Source organism: Pedobacter steynii (assembly GCF_900103665.1).
In the GTDB taxonomy this organism is placed as follows: domain Bacteria; phylum Bacteroidota; class Bacteroidia; order Sphingobacteriales; family Sphingobacteriaceae; genus Pedobacter; species Pedobacter steynii.
Window position 1 is genome coordinate 273,470 of sequence record NZ_FNGY01000010.1, and the last position, 21,704, is coordinate 295,173.

Sequence of the window (21,704 nt, forward strand, 5' to 3'; positions counted from 1 at the left end):
CCTGCTTTATGGCTTTTAGAGATTCCTGAATATGACCATTATTTTTTATGAAAAGAGAACTTTTGTATTTGTTTTTTATGTTGGCCGTTACAGCCTGCAATCAGAAAAGCGACAAGAAAGGATTGGCAGGTGTTGCTGCAGATTCCGTCGCTGGTGTGGACCACTCAAACCATACTGACTCTGCTTGTTGTAATTCCAACCTGCCTAAACGATATGGAGCGGTTACCGGAATAGAAACGATTGCCGGAGCGGAGAAGGAAGGTCTTGCTTCGCATCAGGGAATGAAATTTATTCCTGCAGGTTCTTTCAGAATGGGGGCTGCAGATAAAGAAGGCAGAAGAGATGAATATCCTGCCCATGACGTAAAGATGGATGGTTTCTGGATTGATGAAACTGAAGTAACCAATGCCCAGTTTGCAGCTTTTGTAAAGGCTACGCGTTATGTGACACAGGCAGAGCAGAAACCAGATTGGGAAGAAATAAAAAAACAATTGCCTCCGGGGACTCCAAAACCTTCGGAAGAACAATTGCAACCTGCCTCACTTACTTTTAGTCCGCCAAAAGGGAGAGTCGACATTAACGATGTTTCACAATGGTGGAGCTGGACGCCCGGAGCAAGCTGGAAGCATCCCCAGGGACCTAAAAGCAATATTAAAGGGAAAGAAAATCTTCCTGTAACCCAGGTTTCCTGGATCGATGCCACTGCTTATGCGAAATGGGCAGGAAAACGTCTGCCTACAGAAGCGGAGTGGGAATATGCGGCAAGAGGCGGGCTCAGAGAAAAGAAATACCCATGGGGAGATGAAGACCTCGCTTCAGGTAAGGTTAAAGCCAATACCTGGCAGGGAGAGTTTCCTTATTCAGATAAAAAGACAGATGGTTATTCAAGTGTTGCTCCCGTGAAGTCATTTGCCGCAAACGGATACGGCTTATACGATATGGCAGGAAATGTATGGGAATGGACTGCCGACTGGTACCGCGAAGATTACTATCAGGGCCTGAAAGGGCCGACTGTAAACCCTACAGGGCCAAAGGACAGCTATGATGCTGCAGAACCTGGGATTCCTAAGAAAGTGATACGGGGAGGCTCATTTATGTGTCATTCTTCTTATTGCAAAGGGTATCGCGTAACTTCCAAGATGAAGTCTTCTATGGATACAGGACTGGAGAATACCGGCTTCCGGTGTGTTTCCAAATGATATTCTTTATCCAGTCCTGATGAGCTGCCTACCTAAGGCAGCTTATTGAAATCTATTGCAGGATGTGTTTTTCCTGTTGATTTCCTATGAAATGGAGTCTTAATGGGGGTGAAATCATTGAAGAATCCGCAATTTTTTAAATAGAAAGAGGTTTGGTCAGATCCTCCGGTATAATCTTTTCGGTAATTGATTCTTGCGGTCGCATCGGCAGTAAATGTCGCATCGGTAACTTCATGCCATTTTCCCGCTGCATCTACAGCCCATTGGTTTTTATAATCGCCCCGGCGGGACTGATCCCCTGTTACCGGTGAAAAGTTTTCAAGGAAGGAATAAATTCCTTTTAGGTAAACCGCCGATTGCGGGCGCTCAAAGCTGGCTACCAATTGCCAGTCGCCCTTTTCCAGATCTTTGAAATAAGCCGTATAAACCGTAGTTTTCTTAGCTGGATTTGGCTTGGCATGAGTTAAAAAAGCATAACTCTTGCCCGCTTTCCATGGATAGATCATATAGCTTTGTCCGCCGGAACCTTCATTGCCAAATTCACCTGTCCTGGTTTTGCTTCCTTTTTTTAGCAGGATCACCTTCATGCTATCGGGAATAGACTTCGGATCGTCCGTAGAAAAAGGGCTCCAGATGGAAAAAAGTACCCTGCGTTCTGTAGGGGAATTCGCCTGCATTCCAAAATATCCGCCACTAAATCCATTGGCCATATAATAGGTACCTAGTTTATCCTCTCCTTCAGGGACCATGATTTCATTATAAAACCATTCTACTTTGTTTTCCGCTGCTGCGGGAATCGTATAGTTTAGATGGACAGATGGGCCTCTTCTTCCCCAGTGGAAATAACTGCCTTCATTGTTCTTTACGTACACTGCTCCATTGTCCAGGGCGCTTCCGCTCACCAGCAGATCGGATACTTCGGCAAATACCTGTCCGGTTTTACTCAGCCCCCTTAACTCTACTTTTACATATCCTGGTGCTGTTATTTTAACATTGCCCAGTTTTACAACTGCAGCGCCCAGGTTGTTTACTTCTTTAGTCAGCGTTGTTCCCGCTACTGTCAGGCTGATTTTGCTGTTTCCTTCGGGAACGCTCAACCGGAGTGACAATTCTGCATCTCCCGCAGCTTCAGTACGAAAGTAAATGGCAATTACATCAGAGGCATCGCTCCAATTGCTCAGGCCCTCATTTTTTATTCTTGCATGGCCATTCTTTTCCACATAACCGTTGCCCCCCAGGGGGATGGTGATCGTGGCCGGCTCGGTTTCAGCCCTGCTTCCGGCGAAAGATGCCGGAAGGAGCAGCAGCTGAAAAGCAAGAAGGAAAAAGGTTAATTTTCTCATGTTCATTTGTGTGTTTGTGGTTGTTTTGTTGATTGTTTGATGAAATTAGGAAAAGGAGAGGCAAAACAAGGATCAAAATTCAGTCAAACGTTTGCGTTGAAGATTTGGACAAAATATAATTACGTTAGATAGCGCAATACAATTTAAACACACAAATGAAAAAGCTTTTTACATCACTATCATTATTATTGGCCTCATCAGCAGTAATGAGCCAGCAATTACCTGCTGAGCTACAGACTCCTGAGGTGGTTTCAGTGAACCGGATGCCGATGAGGGCCTCAGCTTTTGCTTACGAAAGCAAAACGATGGCTGCAAAACGGGAGAAGGAGAAATCCGAATACTTTATGACCCTCAATGGCCAGTGGAGGTTTAACTGGGTTCAGGACCCGCGTAAACGCCCGGAAGAATTCTATAAAACAACTTTTGACGATACGAAATGGGATAACTTTAAAGTTCCCGCCAATTGGGAAACCAATGGCTATGGTTTACCGATTTATGTAAACCAACCTTATGAATTTGCAGGACGCAAAAATACAGGTTCAAGAATGAACCCTCCTTTTGATATTCCTGAAGATAACAATCCGGTAGGTTCCTACAGGAAGAAATTCAACCTTCCTCAGAACTGGGATGGCCGTCAGGTATTTATTCACCTTGGCGCAGTAAAATCCGCCTTTTTTATCTGGGTAAACGGGAAGAAAGTTGGCTATAGCGAAGACAGTAAACTCGCCGCGGAATTTGACATCACCAAATATGTAAAAGCAGGTGAGAACCTTGTTGCTTTACAGGTTTACCGTTGGAGTGATGGCAGCTACCTCGAATGTCAGGACATGTGGAGAATCTCAGGAATTGAGCGTGATGTATACCTGTATGCTACCCCAAAACTCGATGTAAGGGATTTCAAAGCCATTGCTACACTCGATAAATCCTACAAAAACGGATTACTGTCATTAGATGCCGAAATTAATAGCTACAGAATCGACAGGAAGACCAACCATAGCAAGCCAGATACGTTTGCCGTAGAACTGGAACTGATTGATCCTAAAGGGAAATCTGTTTATAAGGATGAAACAAAAGGAGTAAAAACAGTCCTCGGCAATTATAAAAGTAAGGTGAAGTTCAATACAGAAGTTGGAGACGTAGCAGCATGGACTGCAGAAACTCCGAATTTGTACACGCTTTTCATCACCTTGAAAAATAAAAAAGGAGAAGTGATCGAAGTTATTCCTCAGCGAATTGGTTTCCGAACCATCGAACTTGTGAACAATAATTTCCTCGTTAACGGAAAACGTGTGTTCTTTAAAGGCGTGAACCGTCATGAGCACAATGCTACCCAGGGGCATACGCTAACCAGAGCAGACATGCGTAAAGACATGGAAATGATGAAAAAGCTGAATGTAAACTCCGTAAGGCATTCTCATTATCCTCCTGATCCCTACTGGATGGAGCTTTGCGATGAGTATGGTTTATACGTAATCGATGAAGCCAACATTGAATCTCATGGCCGTTATTATGATCTCGATTATACTTTTGGAAATGATAAGCAATGGAGAATTCCTCATCTGGAGCGGATTCAGAGAATGTATGAACGCGATAAAAACCACTCCTCAGTAGTGACCTGGTCTTTAGGAAACGAAGCAGGTAACGGAAGGAATTTTTATGAAGCTTATGATTGGCTGAAGGCAAATGACATTCGCCCGGTACAATATGAACGTGCAGAGGAAGACTACAATACGGATATGATTGTTCCTCAGTATCCTGATCCAAACTGGTTGAAAGAATATGCGAACAGCAAGCCCGACCGCCCACTGATCATGAGTGAGTTTGCCCACATTATGGGAAATAGTCTGGGTAACTTTAAAGAATACTGGGATGTGATCGAGAGTCAGCCAAACCTGCAGGGTGGTTACATCTGGGAATGGATTGACCAGGCAATTGATACGGTAAAAAATGGGAAACGCATCAATGCTTATGGCGGAGATTTTCCTTTAAGCGGACCTGTTAACGAGGATTTCAGCGACAATAACTTTAGCGTAAAGGGTGTGGTAACGAACCATCGTGGCATGACGCCGATGGCGGTAGAGGTGAAGAAGATTTACCAGTACATCAAAACGAAATACGAAGGCAATAATACTATAAAAATCAACAACTCTTATTTCTTTAAGGGGCTGGACAATGTGAAATTAAACTGGGAACTTTTAGAAAACGGTAAGATCGTAGAAAAAGGAACGCAGAACCTTCCAGTGATTGAAGCCAGAACAGAAAAAGAGCTGAGCCTGGCCATTAAAACTAAAGCGAAAGCCGGTGCAGAGTATTTTCTGAATGTATATTACGACCTGAAAGTAGCGGAACCTTTCCTTCCTGCGGGATATACCATTTCTACAGAACAATTTGTATGGAGTGGGGCACCAAAAGCATCGGCCTTTGCTGCTGCCAATGGAAAATTAACTATGGAAAAACCTTCTGGAAAAGCAGTAGTTAAAGGAAGCGATTTTTCTGTAGCCTTTGATCTGGAAAAAGGACTGATGACAGGATATACTCTAAAAGGCAGTCAGTTGTTGTCTGAAGGCCCTCAACCTGGATTCTGGCGCGCATCAACAGATAACGATATCGGTGCAGGATTTAACAGTAGCCTGAGGAAATGGAGAAACGCGTATTCGGAAGGAAAACTAATTTCTGCAGATGTACAGGCCGCAGCTTCAGGCGAAGTGATTGCGACCTTTAAAAAGGAACTGATCAACGGAGAAGCAACGGTGGAACAAACGTTTACCATCAGACCTGATGGCATAGTGAAAGTAGACAACCGTTTTACAGCCATTAAAGGGAAATACCCATTGATGCAGCGCATCGGAAATGATTTACAATTAAACGCAGCATTGAGTAAAATCAATTTCTATGGACGTGGACCGGGCGAAAACTATTGGGACCGTAAAACCGCATCTTTTGTAGGTTTATACAACCAGACGATAGATGAGCAATACTTTCCTTATGCGCGTCCTCAGGAGAGTGGGAACAAAACTGATGTTCGCTGGGTGAATTTTACCGACAAAAAAGGTAAAGGATTGAGCTTTGGAATGGCAGATAGTTTGTTGAGCTTTTCTGCGCTTCCATATAGCCTGGATGATCTTGATCCTGAAGTGGAGAAAAAGCAATACCACTCCGGTGAGCTTATAAAAAGAGATCGGATTTACATGCACCTGGATCTGGTTCAAAGTGGTTTACAAGGAATGGATAGCTGGGGTGCCATGCCATTAAAAGAATACAGAGTGCCTTTTGCAGCACATCAGTATTCGTATTGGATCAAGCCAATTAAATAAGATACATTGATATTATAAAAAACAGGGCTTTTGGATCATCATCCGAAAGCCCTGTTTTTGTTTTTAACCATTTGTTTTATAGATGGTTGAGAAATACTGCGCAAACGTTTGCGCCCGGGAAGCCGAAGCGGAGTCCGGTTTCGCTTATAACAGCATTCCTGCTACTGCCATTACCAATGCAATGATCAATGCCGGAGTAAAACCCTTGATTTCAAAATCATCAAAAAACTTATCTGCCAATTTGATCATGATGGCAGTAACGACCAAATGAACAACAAAGGAGATCAGACCGAGTGTGACTACATTCATTGGGAACCTGAGGAACATGCCTAGCGTTGCATTCAGTAAACCAATCACCAGGGCTACCAGAATGGCCGTACCGTAATTTTTAATTTTAACGCTTGGCAATACATAAGTCATTCCCAAAAGGATTCCTGCATTGACGAGTAAGGTGATAATAAAGTTCATGTCGTTTTTTTAAGTTTTGTACGGGTCAAAAATCAATCCAGAAATTGCTTTGAGGGTGGGTGTATGTAAATAAAATTAATTAACTTTAATTTGTAGCGGATATTATTTATCTTACGTTTAGTATGTTATACTAAATTAATTATAGATCTTATGAAAAACATCCCGCTATTATCATTTTTTATTCTAATAATTTTCTCTTCCTGTCAACCGAAAGTGATGACTACAAAAGAACTTACCGCCGCAGAGTCCTTTATGCCCATGCAAATTGGAAATTCCTGGAAAATGGGAGAACACACTTATACCGAGATTCAGGATACCCTGAGGATTGACAATAAGTTGTATTATAAATTCTATTCTTTAGTTGGCGGAGATGCCACAGATATCAAATATCTGAGAATGGATGAAAATAATGAATTGCTGGAATCTTATCCGGATCAGCCTAAGAAGGTGTATACCCATGCAAAATTCAACGCAAAAGTAAACGACGAGTTTTATACCCTTGGCGATAAATCGCAGAACGATTATAAAGTCAAAGTGACAGAAAAGACCGATAAGAAGATGACTTTTGAGTTCGATATGGTGTATCATCCTAACTTAAAAGGAAATACACATAAAGTGAGTTATATCAAAGGTTCAGGCCTGGATGAAGACTGGAAAAGCATTAAGATTGACGGCAAGGTGATTAAGTAACCTTTGCCGTTCTTAAATATTTAGAGAAGCGTAAGGGGAAAAATCTTTTTAGCCAGACCCCTTTCACTTCTTTGCCTCCGATATAAACCTCTTCCTTACGAAGTCTGATCGCATTGACAATCAGCTTTGCACATTCCTCAGCAGGCATGCCGTTTTCCTGTGCGCTGTCCATCGTTCCCTGTGGCACTCCGTTGGAAGTTAAAGCATTCAGGGTAACCTTTGTTTTGATGAAACCCGGACAAACCATCGTGATGTGGATGCCCTGGTCAAAAAGCTCAGACCGTACAGAATCAAAATATCCATGTAGGGCATGTTTAGAGGCCGCGTAAGCAGAGCGAAGCTTTGTGCCGAACTTCCCGACCAGACTACTGATACAAACGACCTGACCACCGCCATTTGTGATCATTAGCGGCAATACGGCTTTACTCAAGACTACGGTACCCCAGAAGTTCACATTCATCAGGCGTTGTTCTACCGCCAGCTCTGTTTCCAGGGCAAGGCTCCGCTGACTAATTCCTCCACTATTGATCAGCAGGTCAACTTTACCAAAGATGCGGATGGCTTCTTCTGCTTTGTCTGCCAATGCTGCGGTATTTTCAAGATCTAAAGACAGTACATGAACGTTGATTTTGTTTTTACATCCGTTCTTCACCCTAAACAGTTCATCACGGTTACGCGAAGAGATAATCAGTCTGGCACCCAGCTGACTATAGGCATATACCAATGCTTCTCCGATGCCGGATGATGCTCCGGTGATCCAAACAACTTTATCTTTCATTATATGATCATTAATGGTGGTCTTCTGGTATCAGAAACAATTCAGAGGCAATATGGTCTGCAAAAAGTTTCCCGTCCAGAGTCAAAGTTAGGTGTTCCTTTTCATTCATCAGCCATTTCCGTTCTATAAAAGGTTGGATGCTTTTAAGGGTGTCATGGAGGAATACCTTGCCAAAGTCGGCTTCAATTTTATTTAAACTACTTCCCCACATGGTTCTCAGGGAAGTCATCATATATTCATTGAAACGGTCGTAAAGATCCAGCGTTTCAATGGTTTCCGGTAAGCGGCCCTCCCTGATGTCGCTCAGATAGGCTGCGTTATTTGCGATGTTCAGGTAGCGTGTTTCTCCGTCAAAGCCATGGGCAGAGGGGCCGATGCCAATATAAGGAATGCCGCGCCAGTAATTCGTATTATGAACGGCGTATTTGCCTGGCTTACTGTAATTCGAAATCTCGTAATGTTCAAAGCCTGCTTTTTCAAGCCGCTCAATTAAAGAGATGAACTGGTCTGCACTTTGTTCGTCATTTACCGGCACCTGTTTCCCTCTTTTTATGGCATGGGCGAGGGCTGTCCTCGGTTCTACCGTTAAAGAATAGGCGGAGATGTGCGGTGTTTCAAATTCAATGGCTTTATTAATATTGCTCAGCCATTTCTGGTCGGTGAGCATAGGGTAGCCATAGATCAGATCGATACTTAAATTCTCAAATCCTGCATCCTGACTTCTTTTGATACAATTTTCCGCTTCGCCGGAATTGTGTGCCCGGTTCATCCAGATCAGGTCTTCATCAAAAAAGGACTGGATGCCGATGCTGAAGCGGTTCACAGGCAGTTGCCTTAATTCTTTGATCTTCTTTCCATCCAGATCGTCCGGATTGGCTTCAATCGTGATCTCTGCATCTGACGAGACGGAAAAATGTTTAGTTATGGTATTGAAGATCTTTTCAAATGCTGCAGCAGGCAATACAGAAGGTGTTCCTCCACCAAAGTAAATACTGCCTACCTGATGGTCTGCAATTCTATCTTTTTTCCTGATGATTTCTGTGCAAATGGCCTCCGTCATTTCATCAACATACTTTAGAGAAGTGCTGAAATGGAAATCGCAATACGTGCAGGCTTTTTTGCAGAATGGAATGTGGATGTAGATACCGGACATAATACAAAAGTAAGGTATAAAGAATTAGCAAGCGGAAAGTATGCCACAAAAAGATGCAAAAATAGCATCTGTAATGATCAAATTAGATGTAGTGGATAGGATGGTTAGCGCTTAATATTTGTTTACACATAAAGCTGGATCATAAATGATGTCTTTAAGAAATATTTTTGCTGTTTATGTCTGTTATTCAACCGACATAGACGCTGGATTTCAAATATGACGGAGTATAGCCAAATGTACCAAATATCATTTATATTTATTTTTTTAAACCATAACACACAACATGAAATTTAATTATTTAAAGTTTGGAACAACCGCTTTTATCTGGTTGTTAGGAACAGCACTGGTATCTGCTCAGCAACTCGCCGATCAGTCCAAAATTGAACTCAAAGATCTTTCTTTGTTTAAAGTTCCCGGGCATACCTGGACACTTGCCGAAGGCGTTACGGGCAGTTTGAACGATGTAAACGTCTTAAACACGGTAAACGGGACAGGAATTCTGGTAAATGTACCTACAAAGAAAGACCATGGAGCCGATCTTTTAACCGTGGCCGAACATGGTGACCTGATTCTGGAGTTAGATTATTTGCTTGCAAAAGGAGCAAATTCGGGAATTTATCTTCAGGGGATTTATGAAGTTCAATTAGAAGATTCATGGGGCATATTGAATCCAACATCTGCGAACAATGGTGGAATTTACCAGCGTTGGGACGATTCAAAACCAGAAGGTCAGAAAGGGTATCAGGGATATGCACCACGACAAAACGCGAGTAAAGCGCCCGGCTTATGGCAGCATATTAAAATTGCGTTCCAGGCACCCCGTTTCGATGGTTCCGGAAACAAGACCGCTAATGCAAGAATGTTAAGCGTAGAATTAAATGGTGTACTTATCCATGATAATATCGAATTATTTGGACCTACAAGAGGAGCAAATGATAAAGAAAAAGCTTTAGGTGCTTTACGTTTGCAGGGAGATCATGGTGCGGTCGCTTTCAGAAATATCAAAACTTCAAAATTGCCTGCCGGAATGTTAAACGGCGGACAAAGAGGAGGGAGCGATACGGATCCCATTTATATTGATGTAGCCAATACGCCAAACATTCGCAGTTTTGTTGATGTTCCCGGTGGTCCTAAAGTAGTTCATGCGATTTCTGTAGGTAGTCCTGCTCAGGTTCACTATAGCTATGACTTAGACAATGGCGCATTGCTTCAGGCATGGCATGGTGAGTTTATTGAGGCTACTCCAATGTGGCATGACAGAGGTAACGGTACCTCAAGACCCCGTGGAAGTGTAACTGCCTTCACTAAAAAGCCGGTTCCTGCTTTAGCCAAACTTAACGATGCTCAGGGAACATGGTTAACCGATACCACCGGTACTGGATTTAAAACCAAAGGTTATACATTAGACACTCAGGATCGTCCTACATTTAATTACAACATGTATGGTACCAGGATTTCAGATGCGATCAAAGCACTTGATAATGGACAGGGATTAAGCAGAGAGATTATTCTTGAAACTCCTGTTGATCATATTTATGCCTTAATAGCTGATGCCTCAGACCTCTTAGAAATTTCCAAAGGACTTTACCTTGCAGAGGGACAATCTTTCTATTTAAAATTTGACGACACGAAGGACAAACCTGTGATCAGAGAGGTTGATGGCAGAAAGCAACTTGTTGTTCTGGTTCGCGGAAAGTTAAATTATTCTATTTTATTTTAAAAAGAGGTTAGGTCATGAAGTGCATTTTTAAAACGCTGGCAACGCTGGCTTTAGGTTTTAGTTTTATAACAGTGTTTGCTCAGGAAACACCAAAAGAAGAAGATTTTTTCAAAATAAACAGGGTAAAGATTCCTGAAGGACCAATTTTAGAGGTTGGTGGATTGGTTACTTTACCAAATGGAGATCTTGGGATCTCCACCAGAAGAGGAGAGGTTTACATCGTCGAAAATCCAACAAGTAAAAATCCTTATTTCCGAAAATTTGCCTCGGGTTTACATGAGGTATTAGGACTTGCCTACAAAGATGGGGCATTATATTGTGCGCAACGGGGTGAACTGACTAAACTGATCGATAAAAATCAGGATGGTAAAGCCGATGTTTATGAAACGGTCTATGCCTGGCCATTAAGTGGGCACTATCATGAATATAGTTTCGGGCCAAAAATTGCTAAAGACGGTACTTTCTTTGTTACCGGTAACGTCGCATTTGGCGATGAAGAATGGTGGCGTGCAGAAAGCCGTGTACCGATGCGTGGCTGGACAATGAACATTACTGAAGATGGAAAAATGCAGCCCTGGGCAACAGGTCAACGTTCTCCGGCAGGTCTGAACGTCATTGATGGTCAACTGTATTATACAGATAATCAGGGCGACTGGTTTGGCTCCGGTGGGCTCTGGAAAGTAGAAAAAGGAGATTTCTTAGGCCACCCGGCAGGATTAACATGGACTGGCAGATCTGATTCCCCGGTCAAACTCACGGAAGAATATTTTAATTCAAAAATGGATGGAAGAAGATCAAGAAATGCCGAAGGAAGAGCAGTTAAGCCTGAAAACAGAGTGAATGAAAATTTCAAGATGTTGTGGGAAATGAAAAAGGACTTTCCTGAATTAAGATTACCATCTGTATGGCTTCCTCACGGTGTCCTTGGGATCTCGAACTCAGAACCTGTCAAAATTCCTGAGGGAACTTTTGGTCCTTTTGCAGGTCAGGTTCTTGTTGGTGATCAGGGGATGAGTCTCATTTCAAGGGTATTTCTTGAAACTGTAAACGGGGTAGAGCAGGGTGCTGCATTCCTGTTCAGAGCCGGATTCCGTTCAGGTGTACTAAGAATGGCCTGGGCTAATGATGGGTCCTTGTTTGTTGGAGAAACGAACCGCGGCTGGGGATCTGCAGGTGATGCAAATGAAGGTCTGGAACGTTTGGTTTACAACAATAAAATGCCTTTTGAGATGAAAGCGGTAAGGGCAATGCCTGATGGTTTTGAAATCGAATTTACCAAACCGGTTGATTTAAAATCAGCGGAAGATTTAGCCTCATACCATATTGAAAGTTACCTGTATAAATATCATGCGGTTTATGGCTCCCCTCCGGTAAATAAAGAAAATTTAAAAATTAAAGGTGTTAAAGTTTCGGCTGATGGTTTAAGAGCAAGACTTATTGTTGAAAATCTTCGTCAGTATTATATCCATACCATTGCGCTTGAAGGTGTCCGGGCACAGGAAAATTTTTATTCCTTAATTCATCCGGTTGCTTACTATACTTTAAACAGCATTCCAAACGGGGAGAAATTATCCATGAATGGTGTGAGCACCAGAAATTCTGCAAACGCTCCTGTTGTTAATGCTATTCCTGTAAAATCCGGTGCAAAAAAGCCGAAAGCAGGTGTTAAAACAATTGCGAAGAAGCCTGTAGAGAGTGCAGTGAAAACAGCTGCGGCGCCAAGCTATGCTCAGGTTAAAGGTTTATTAACCAGTTATACCTGTACTGCTTGTCATAATCCTACAAAAAAGCAAATCGGACCTGCATTTGCAGAGATTGCAAAGCGCAATTACACTGCAGAAAAAATGTTTTCCCTGATCCGCAATCCTCAGCCTCAAAACTGGCCGGGCTATGCAACAGAAATGCCGCCAATGCCTCAGGTTACTAAAGAAGACGCGATTAAAATAGCCAACTGGATCAATTCTTTGAATAAATAAAGAGATGAATAAAAGACATTCATTTTTCTATGCTATAAATTCCAGGCTCAAATCCGTTGTGTACCTGAGCCTGGTAATTTTATGTGCTGTGGATGCTTATGGACAGGAAAAAGAAAAGTCCTGGACGGAGTTGAAACAAAACTATGAGTTTCCGGCATGGTATACCGAAGCCCGTTTTGGAATCTGGCTGCATTGGGGAGGACAGTCCCAACCTGACAACGGAGGCGGTTGGTATGCCCGGCACATGTATATGCAGGATGTAGGTGGTCAGACTTTCGGGAAAGATGCCTATCCCGATCACCTGAAACAATATGGTCATCCTTCCAAATCAGGTTACAAAGAAGTACTTCAATCCTGGAAGGCTGAAAAATTAAATCCTGATGCTTTGATGAAGTATTTCAAAGAAATGGGGGCTAAATATTTTATGATTTTAGCCGTTCATCATGATCATTTTGACGATTTCAATTCGACGTATCAAAAATGGAATTCAGTAAATATTGGGCCTAAACGGGACATTGTTGGCGATTTTAGAAAATCTGCACGAAAATACAACATGCCTTTTGGGGTAAGTTCTCACGATGACCGTTATCTGAGCTGGTGGCTTCCTGCTTTTGGTTCAGATAGCTCAGGTCCGCTGAAAGGCGTTCCTTATGATGGAAATCTGACTAAGGAAGATGGAAAAGGATTATGGTGGGATGGGCTTGATCCGGCAGACTTGTATGGAATGCCACCTGCCAAAAGAACCCCCGAATGGATCTCGGATATGAAAAAAACATGGGTGTTGCGTCACAAAGAACTGGTGACCAAATACGATGTGGATATGCTTTGGTATGATGGTTACGGTTTCCCTTACGGTGAGCCTGGAAAAGAAGTTTGCCGCACTTTATTCGAAAACAGCTTAAAGAAAAACGGCAAAATTATGGCTGTTGCAGCTGGTAAAATTTCTGATGATGATGCTATCGTAAAAGATATTGAATGCGGCACCTCAAACGACATCAATCCAAAACCCTGGCAGGGAATTATTACTACCAGTAGTGGATGGTTCTACAAAAAGGATCGGGAAATGGTTCATAACGCCCGGACGATTATTGAAATGATGGCAGATGTGAATAGCAAGAATGGGAATTTATTGCTCAATGTAGAGCTTTTACCTACTGGGAGCCTTTCCGCTGATGAAAAGGCGATTCTCGACGAAGTTGGAGCCTGGGTAAATAAAAACAGTGCTGCCATTTATGCCAGTAAACCCTGGAAAGTATATGGCGATAATTTGAATTCGATTTTAAAACGCGCCACCAATATTGCCAATGCCGATCTGGAAGCGTTGAAAAAACAAGCTGAATCGGAGCAGTTTAATCAGCGGACAGTTAAAAGCCCGCCCTATGGAAATGACGAAGTCAGATTTACCACTAAAGGCAACATTTTGTATGTTTTTGTGTTGAACCCAATCGAAGGAGAGATCGGACTTCCGGCATTAGGTTTGAAATCGCAACAATTGCCCGGGAAAATCAAGTCGGTAAAGATGATGGATGGCAAAAGGATTACCTTTAGACAAACAGATGAAAAATTGACGTTCAGCATTCCTGCTGTCCGTCCATCTAAATATGCCGCGGTTTTTGAAGTAAAAGGCGCGTTGTAAGACCAGATGGTGATTCATTGCTAAACGACCGCCAAGTATTTAATATTTAGCGGTCGTTTAGGTTTCTGGCTTACTTAGATGCCACAGAAGAGGGCTTCCTGCTTACCAGGTAGTTCAGAAAAGTATCTATATCTGCTTCATTGTTATAGAAACTAATTGCCAGGCTAATGACCCCATGAGCTGCCCTTGCGATAATATGCTGCGCGCTTAGTTCCGCTTTGGTAATCCCCGGTGCCTTTATGTTAAAAATCCCAGACCGGTGTTCTTCTGCAAAATCTGAAACCAGGATAAGCTGATGTTCCTTACATTTTAGGACAAAGTAGCTGCCAAGTTCTTTTACCCTCGCGCTAATCGCCTCTGTTCCCATTTCAGAAAAACGCTTTAACATAAACCGAAACATCAGAATATTGAGGTAGGGTGTCTTCCCTAATTCATAGGCACTTGCATCCTCATTTATCAAAATATCTGAAGCATTTGCCGGATACCCTGGATATTTAACATTGAAAAAGCCAATAAAGGGCTTTCTTATGGAAGATAATAACGCTTTACGGACATACATTCCTCCGATGCCAAATCCCGCTGACAGCCATTTATAGGCATGAAACATTAAAATGTCAATCCCGCAAGCTTGAATGTCAATAGGAAGCACGCCAAAGGATTGGGTAGCATCGACAATAAATAAAATTCCCCGTTCTTTACAGATGGCACCCAGCTTTTGCAGGTCTTGTCTGAAACCCGTCCGGTACATCACATCACTGCTGATCAGGATTTTTGTATCCGCTGTAATGGCTGCTTCTACATCCGCGAGATGAATCTTCCCCTGTTCATCAGAATCCACATAGTCTATCTCAAATCCCTGATGTAGCCAGGGAAGAAAACTATTGGGAAAATCGTCCTTAAAAGTAAGAATCCTATGGTCATTTGGAAAGGTGTAAGCCATGATATTCATGGCCATCGTAGTACTGGTGATAAAAGCAGTTTCTTCAGTACTGACACCGAGATAGCCTGCAAGTTCTGCTCTTGTGGCTTCGACTTCCCGATCCCATTGTTCGCAAATATCTCCTCCCCAAAGGCCGAGTTCCGTTAATAATCTGTTGGTTTCCTGAATTAAGCCGGTTGTTACCGGGCCACCACTATGTGTTTGTAAATAAATCCGCTCTTTAAAAATTGGGTATTCTTCCCTTACGCTATTCCAGTCTGTCATTCTTAATAAATTTATATTTGTCAACTATACCGGCGTATATTTTGCCATCCAAATATTGGCATTTCCACACTGCGGATCATTTACCTGATGTTTTAACAGGCTAAAATGGTGTGCTGTTAAAGACCTTTGGTATTCTTCAGTACTCAATGAACCATGAAATAGCTTTTCTCCGCCAATTTGTCCCCAGGCCTCGCCATGTATTGTACCGGAAGTAAACAGTAAAATCCCGCCGGGATTGAGGTGCTTTTCGAAAATGCCAAACATGGCCGGTTGATCTTCCGCAGGTAAATGAAAAAAACTATGCCAGGCAATAATCGCATCGAATTTTTTATTTAAGGAGAGCTCCCGCATATCTGCCTGGATAAATGGTGTGGAAGGGAAATTTTTCTTTGCTATGGAGAGTATCTTGGAACTGGCATCCAGACCAGTAATGTTTAATTTCCGGCTTAGGAAATAACCTAAAATAGGAATCCCTGTTCCGCAACCAAGATCTAAAATACAGGAATCATCATTCAGGTGTGCAATAACTTCATCCAGGTATTTTTTTTCCATTAAACCTTGATCCCGGTTTTCGGAAAACCAGTCCGCTACTTGATTATAAACCTCAAAGACATTTTTACGAACATCTTTTTCCATAACTATAATTTCAAAGATTCAGACAAATGTAGTCATAGATCAATCATCATCATCGCCTTAAATTGGGTAATCGTCCTATATATCATCATTCTTTATAGAATTTTGATCGTAAAGCTATGCTTTTGAAGAGGAAGGGTTTTATTTTTATCTATTTAATGCTACTTTTGAAATTCACAAAATTTTATTTGGTTAGGCAGATAAATCAATTATGACACAGATAATTGACAGAATTTTTTGTGCAAATAATTAAATCTGTTTTTTAAAGTTCAATTGATAGCGGGGGCGAAAATGTTGACTTACAGTTTACTCTCAGATTTAGAATTAACTGCACTCCTTAGAGAGGGGGATGCTGCCGCGTATACGGTGGTTTATAACCGTTATTTTAACGAATTGTACATCCATGCCTATAGCAGATTGAGAGATAAAGAAGAAGCACAGGACGTGATCCATGAACTATTTGCTTCGATTTGGAATAAGCGGGCAGACCTGGTCTTAAAGTCGAGCTTACCGGCCTATCTCTATACAGCAGTACGGAACAGGATTCTTGATGTGATTGCGCATCAGCAGGTAGAATCCAGGTATGTAAGCTCTTTACAGCATTTTCTGGAAGAAGGATATTGTGTGACTGATCATCAGGTTCGGGAGCGGCAGCTTGCTGCGCTGATTGAAAAAGGGATTTCAGAACTGCCTCCCAAAATGAGGGAGGTTTTTGAGCTGAGCAGAAAACAGGCCATGAGCCATAAGGAGATTGCGGAACAATTAAACCTATCGGAGCAGACGGTGAGGACGCAGGTTAAAAACGCATTGAGAATTTTGCGTTTAAAACTTGGATTGGTGCTTTTTCTGAGTATGTAATGTTATTGTTAAAAAAATATTAATTTCTTCTACCCCATCCCCCCATCTTTTCCCGTCTATCATTTAAAGGGGTTATTCCTTTTCAACCTATGCAAAATAAAGAAGCGAAAGCATTACTGGCCAAATACAAACAAGGAAACTGCTCGGAAGAGGAGATCGCCTTGCTGGAAAGCTGGTATCTTGATTATAAAGACGAAATGTCTGATTTAAGCCCTGAAGATTTAATCGCGGCAAAGGCCGGGGTCTGGGCGGGCTTACCCGTACATCAGCGCGAGCGGAAAACGATCCGCTTATGGCCGCAGATTGCTGCTGCGGCTTCCATTATCCTATGTGTTGCAGTGGGCTGGTGGTTCTTCCAAATGAATCAGAAGGTAAAACCATTGACCAGTAAAGAGATGGCTGCAAAGATATTGCCAGGAGGAAATAAGGCCGTCCTGACTTTAGCTGATGGATCTGAAATTTCCCTTACCGATGTGGCAAATGGAAAACTGGCCAGTCAGCAGGGGATCATCATCACCAAAAACAAAGATGGTCAGCTGGAGTATCGGATTGATCCTGCTTCAGGAGATCTGACGAAAGAACAGCGGTTCAATACCATCAGTACACCTGCAGGAGGTCAATACGAGATTATCCTGCCCGATGGAACGAAGGTCTGGCTAAATGCGGAATCTTCTTTAAAATACCCAACTGTTTTTGCGGGTCAGGAACGAAAAGTAATCCTGAAAGGAGAAGGATATTTTGAAGTCACACACGATCGGTCCAGACCATTTAAAGTGGAGTCAAATGATCAGATCGTAGAAGTACTGGGGACTCATTTTAACATCAGCGCCTATGAAAATGACGGGCATGTCAAAACCACCTTACTTACCGGTAAGGTAAAAGTGAAAACTCAGCACAGCAACGCTTCTTCGATACTTAAACCCGGCGAACAGTCCGTACTGGAAAATAATTCCTTAAAAGTAACAGAAGTGGTGACAGAAGATGTGGTTGCCTGGAAGAACAATTCTTTTGTTTTTAACAATGAAAAACTAGGGAGCATTATGCGAAAAATAGCCAGGTGGTATGATGTCGAAGTGATCTGTCCGCCAGAACTCGCCGAATCGGTTTATGTAGGTTCAGCATCAAGAGATAAAAGCCTCGGCTGGATGCTTAATAAACTGGAATTAATCGGAACAGTTCATTTTAAAGTAGAGGGAAGGAGGGTTACCGTGATGCCATAAATTTCTACTTTCCACACCCTTTTCCGGAACAATAATTAGAGCCAGGAGCGGTTGCAACGCCCCTGGTCTGTGTACTCTTTTTGGAGTAATTGTTCGGGTCAGGATGTTAAATAAATCGACTTATAAACATTGGAACCTAAACCCAAACCAAACAAATGTATGAATTTTTACAGGACATTTAAATATGACGAATCCCGTCCTATTTATGCCAGGATACTATTGAAATTGAAGCTAACTTTTATAATCTTGACCACTGTAATTCTGCAGGTTAGCGCAACCGGCTATGCCCAGATTACACTTAAAGAAAAAGATGCTCCACTGGGGCAGATCATACAAAAGATAAGAAGGCAGACTGGTTATGACTTCTTTTATAATGCAGGAATGCTCCTCAAAGCAAAGCCTGTTACCCTTAACGTGGCCAATGCTACGGTACCGGAGGTCCTTGATCTTTGTTTTAAAGATCAGCCCTTCACTTATAGGATTGAACAGAAAACAATTGTGATCCAGTACATAGAACCACGTGTGCTGCAGACCAGCGCAATGGTCGTTTCGGGAAGGGTCCTGGATGAAATGGATCGGCCTATTCCCGGTGCATCGATCAGAATTAAGAATGCTCCCGCAGGAAGAAATACCGTCAGTAATGGAAATGGGGAGTTTAAGATCGTTGTTCCCTCGGATAAAAGTATCCTGGTCTTTTCTTTTGTAGGCTATAAGACACAGGAAATTAAGCTTAAACCAGACCAGGCACCATTGCTGATCCGGATGGAAATTGCAGAGAACAACATGAAAGATGTGGTCATTACCGGTACAGGGATTACCAGGAACAAGAATACTTTCACTGGTGCTACAGCCACCTTTTCCGGTGAACAGCTGAAGGCTGTGGGCAATCAGAACATTATTCAGGGCCTCAGGGCTTTAGATCCTTCTTTTATTCAGTTGGAAAATAACAAGTTCGGCTCCAACCCCAATGTCCTTCCAAACCTGGAAATCCGCGGTAAAACAAGTATTTCCTCCACACTCCAGGATCAGTTTGCCTCAGACCCAAATCAGCCATTATTTATCTTAGACGGATTTGAAACTTCCCTGAGGACGATCGTGGATCTGAACATGAACAGGGTGGCGTCCGTCGTCATTCTGAAGGATGCAGCTTCCACTGCGATGTACGGCTCAAAAGCCTCAAATGGAGTCGTGGTTATTGAAACAGTGAAGCCAAGACCGGGGCAAATGCGCATCAACTACAATTCAGACCTAAATGTGGAAATCCCGGATTTAACGGGTTATAACATGATGAACGCAGAGGAAAAGCTTCAGTTTGAACGTTTGTCAGGAAGATATATCTATTATCTGGGAGCTGAAAGCTCGCCGCATTTTCAGTTGGATTTAGACTCTATGTATGCTGAACGACTGGCAGAAGTCAAACGGGGAGTAAATACTTACTGGCTGAATGAACCGGTACGTACAGGATTTTCTCAACGCCATTCCTTCTATGCAGATGGGGGAGACCAGGCACTGCGTTATGGCGTAGGGTTGACCTATAAAAAAACAACAGGGGCAATGAAAGGTTCCGGTAGAGAGGATTGGGCAGGAAACGTAGACCTGACCTACCGCAAGGGAAGATTCAATATTTCGAATCAGATATATATTAATGGTTATACCGGACAGGAATCTCCTTATGGGTCCTTTGCTGATTTTGTCAATGCAAATCCATATTACAGAAAGAGCAATGCGAAGTACCTGGAGCAAAGTCAAGACAATATCGGAAGAACTTATCAGGTGAGTAATCCTTTGTATAATGCAGGGCTGAACAATGTAAACAGCACAAAAAACTTTGCAATTCAGAATAACCTTCAGCTGAACGTGGACCTGACCCGGGAACTGATGTTGCGGGGAGCAGTTCAAGTGCAGAAAGCCATCACTACCAACCTGAATTTTCTTTCCCCTTTGCATACGAGCTTTGACGACAGCAGTATTTTCGAGCGGGGCTCTTACAAAAACAGCAGGACAGATAACTTCAGCTATAATGCTAACCTGATGTTAACCTATGGAAAGGTCTTTGCAGGAAGCCATGCTTTAACAGCCAATCTACGGGCCGATATCAGGGAGAATGACAATCAGAATTTAAGCTTTCAAGCGGTAGGTTTCCCCTCTTCAAGTAATGGCAACCCTAGTTTTGCCTATAGCTATAAACCGGATTCAAGACCTGCCTCAGTGGTAGGTAAAACCCGTACAAATTCTATTCTTGCCTCAGCCAATTATGCTTACAAAGCGCGCTACCTGGCAGATGTGTCTTTCAGGTATGATGGATCAACAGCCTTTGGTTCCAACAAAAAATATTCTCCTTACTATAGCGGAGGTCTGGGCTGGAACATTCATAATGAAAGCTTTATGAAGCCGGTTACCTGGATTAATACTTTTCGGTTGATTGCCAATGTCGGAATCACCGGGAATCAGAATTTTGCCAGCACTTCTTCTATTTCTACCTATGGTTACGATTCTTATATCAATATATATGGTCAGGGAGTAACCTTAAATTCTTTAGGGAACCCCAACCTGAAATGGCAGAACTCTGTACAAACCAATATTGGAACGGACCTGGTCATGTTCGGTAATAAGCTCAGTTTTAACGTCAATGCTTATCAGAAAAGAACAGATCCATTGGTGGTGGCCATTGATCTTCCATCTTCTACCGGAATCAGCTCCTTCCCGATTAATGCAGGCCTCTTGAATACCCGAGGGCTGGAAGCGACCGTAAAGTTCTCTCCTGTTTACAAACCTGATCAGCGTGTGGTCTGGACCCTGGGTTATACCGGCTCTATCTATAAAAGTAAATATGACGGCTTCAATAATCAGCTCGCTTCTTTGAATACCAAACAGCTGACCAATAAAACTTTGCAACGCTTTAAAGATGGGTATAGTCCTGATGACATCTGGGCGGTTCCTTCCCTGGGCATTGACCCGACCACAGGGATGGAAATGTTCCTCAGAAAAGATGGCCAGTCTACCTTCAGGTATGATGCCGGTGATATCGTTCGGGTGGGGAATGCACAACCGACCATTGAAGGGGTATTCAGCAGTAACCTGAGCTATAAAGGCTTTACTTTCGGGATGAACATCCGCTACATCCTGGGCCGTGATATTTTTAATACCGCCTTATATGAAAAGGTGGAGAACATCTCCGCTCAGGGACTGGCGAATAATCAGGACCGACGCGCACTTTACGATCGTTGGAAACAACCCGGTGATGTGACACAATTCAAATCAATTGCTTTGACCACCAAACAGGAAATGTCTTCCCGCTTTGTCCAGAAAGAAAATATGCTGAGTGCCGAGTCTGTAAACTTTGGTTACAACTTCCTTCAGAATAAATGGTTAAAGCAGGTTGGACTGTCCTCCCTTCGCCTCAACGCTTATATGAACGATATTTTTCGAATCTCCAGCGTAAAAAGAGAACGGGGAATAGAATATCCCTTTGCAAGGTCTGTTTCCTTTAGTTTAAATGCCACTTTTTAATT

The 21,704-nt window shown here is 42.6% G+C and carries 15 protein-coding genes; 9 read left to right on the plus strand and 6 right to left on the minus strand.

The window, feature by feature from the left end:
- The first annotated feature begins 47 nt into the window (after positions 1-47).
- Positions 48-1,199, plus strand: a complete 1,152-nt coding sequence (locus BLQ87_RS25500; protein ID WP_074611740.1) for a formylglycine-generating enzyme family protein — start codon at positions 48-50, stop codon at positions 1,197-1,199.
- 32 nt (positions 1,200-1,231) lie between these two features.
- Here BLQ87_RS25500 and BLQ87_RS25505 read toward each other — a convergent pair whose 3' ends face one another.
- A complete protein-coding gene (locus BLQ87_RS25505) occupies positions 1,232-2,542 on the minus strand; it encodes a DUF3472 domain-containing protein (protein WP_172664960.1) in 1,311 nt (436 codons plus the stop codon).
- Positions 2,543-2,697: 155 nt separating this feature from the next.
- On the opposite strand from BLQ87_RS25505, the gene BLQ87_RS25510 reads away from it, so the two are divergent.
- Positions 2,698-5,856 carry a beta-galactosidase, LacZ type gene (locus BLQ87_RS25510; protein ID WP_074611742.1) on the plus strand — a complete coding sequence of 1,053 codons (3,159 nt, stop codon included), beginning with the start codon at positions 2,698-2,700 and terminating at the stop codon, positions 5,854-5,856.
- A 144-nt stretch (positions 5,857-6,000) separates the two neighbouring features.
- On the opposite strand, the gene BLQ87_RS25515 is transcribed toward BLQ87_RS25510, so the two are convergent.
- Entirely contained in the window at positions 6,001-6,324 is a 324-nt protein-coding gene (locus BLQ87_RS25515) for a phage holin family protein (RefSeq protein WP_074611743.1), read from the minus strand.
- A gap of 216 nt (positions 6,325-6,540) precedes the next feature.
- Between BLQ87_RS25515 and BLQ87_RS25520 the strand changes: the two genes are divergently transcribed.
- Positions 6,541-7,014, plus strand: coding sequence for a hypothetical protein (locus BLQ87_RS25520; RefSeq protein ID WP_074611744.1), 474 nt, complete (start codon positions 6,541-6,543; stop codon positions 7,012-7,014).
- On the opposite strand, the gene BLQ87_RS25525 is transcribed toward BLQ87_RS25520, so the two are convergent.
- Positions 7,007-7,792 (minus strand): SDR family oxidoreductase, encoded by a 786-nt coding sequence (locus BLQ87_RS25525; RefSeq protein ID WP_074611745.1) that lies wholly within the window; start codon positions 7,790-7,792, stop codon positions 7,007-7,009. The genes BLQ87_RS25520 and BLQ87_RS25525 overlap by 8 nt on opposite strands.
- Positions 7,793-7,802: 10 nt before the next feature.
- A complete protein-coding gene (gene hemW, locus BLQ87_RS25530) occupies positions 7,803-8,945 on the minus strand; it encodes a radical SAM family heme chaperone HemW (protein WP_074611746.1) in 1,143 nt (380 codons plus the stop codon).
- Between the two features lie 283 nt (positions 8,946-9,228).
- Here hemW and BLQ87_RS25535 point away from each other — a divergent pair, with 283 nt between their 5' ends.
- From BLQ87_RS25535 to BLQ87_RS25545, 3 genes are read left to right on the plus strand one after another with little or no spacing between them, the layout of a single operon-like run.
- Complete coding sequence (locus tag BLQ87_RS25535; protein ID WP_074611747.1) at positions 9,229-10,665, plus strand: 3-keto-disaccharide hydrolase; 1,437 nt, start codon at positions 9,229-9,231, stop codon at positions 10,663-10,665.
- A 14-nt stretch (positions 10,666-10,679) separates the two neighbouring features.
- Positions 10,680-12,641 carry a c-type cytochrome gene (locus BLQ87_RS25540; protein WP_074611748.1) on the plus strand — a complete coding sequence of 654 codons (1,962 nt, stop codon included), beginning with the start codon at positions 10,680-10,682 and terminating at the stop codon, positions 12,639-12,641.
- A gap of 4 nt (positions 12,642-12,645) precedes the next feature.
- Entirely contained in the window at positions 12,646-14,277 is a 1,632-nt protein-coding gene (locus tag BLQ87_RS25545; RefSeq protein ID WP_074611749.1) for an alpha-L-fucosidase, read from the plus strand.
- A gap of 70 nt (positions 14,278-14,347) precedes the next feature.
- Here the strand turns inward: BLQ87_RS25545 and BLQ87_RS25550 are convergent, their stop codons facing one another.
- Positions 14,348-15,481 (minus strand): aminotransferase class V-fold PLP-dependent enzyme, encoded by a 1,134-nt coding sequence (locus tag BLQ87_RS25550; RefSeq protein WP_074611750.1) that lies wholly within the window; start codon positions 15,479-15,481, stop codon positions 14,348-14,350.
- A 24-nt stretch (positions 15,482-15,505) separates the two neighbouring features.
- Positions 15,506-16,117, minus strand: a complete 612-nt coding sequence (locus BLQ87_RS25555; RefSeq protein WP_074611751.1) for a class I SAM-dependent DNA methyltransferase — start codon at positions 16,115-16,117, stop codon at positions 15,506-15,508.
- Positions 16,118-16,405: 288 nt separating this feature from the next.
- On the opposite strand from BLQ87_RS25555, the gene BLQ87_RS25560 reads away from it, so the two are divergent.
- The 3 genes from BLQ87_RS25560 to BLQ87_RS25570 all read left to right on the plus strand — a co-directional run bounded on the left by BLQ87_RS25560 (position 16,406) and on the right by BLQ87_RS25570 (position 21,702).
- Complete coding sequence (locus BLQ87_RS25560; protein ID WP_074611752.1) at positions 16,406-16,972, plus strand: RNA polymerase sigma factor; 567 nt, start codon at positions 16,406-16,408, stop codon at positions 16,970-16,972.
- An 89-nt stretch (positions 16,973-17,061) separates the two neighbouring features.
- Complete coding sequence (locus BLQ87_RS25565; RefSeq protein WP_074611753.1) at positions 17,062-18,192, plus strand: FecR family protein; 1,131 nt, start codon at positions 17,062-17,064, stop codon at positions 18,190-18,192.
- Positions 18,193-18,438: 246 nt separating this feature from the next.
- Complete coding sequence (locus BLQ87_RS25570) at positions 18,439-21,702, plus strand: SusC/RagA family TonB-linked outer membrane protein (protein WP_172664959.1); 3,264 nt, start codon at positions 18,439-18,441, stop codon at positions 21,700-21,702.
- Positions 21,703-21,704 lie beyond the last annotated feature (2 nt).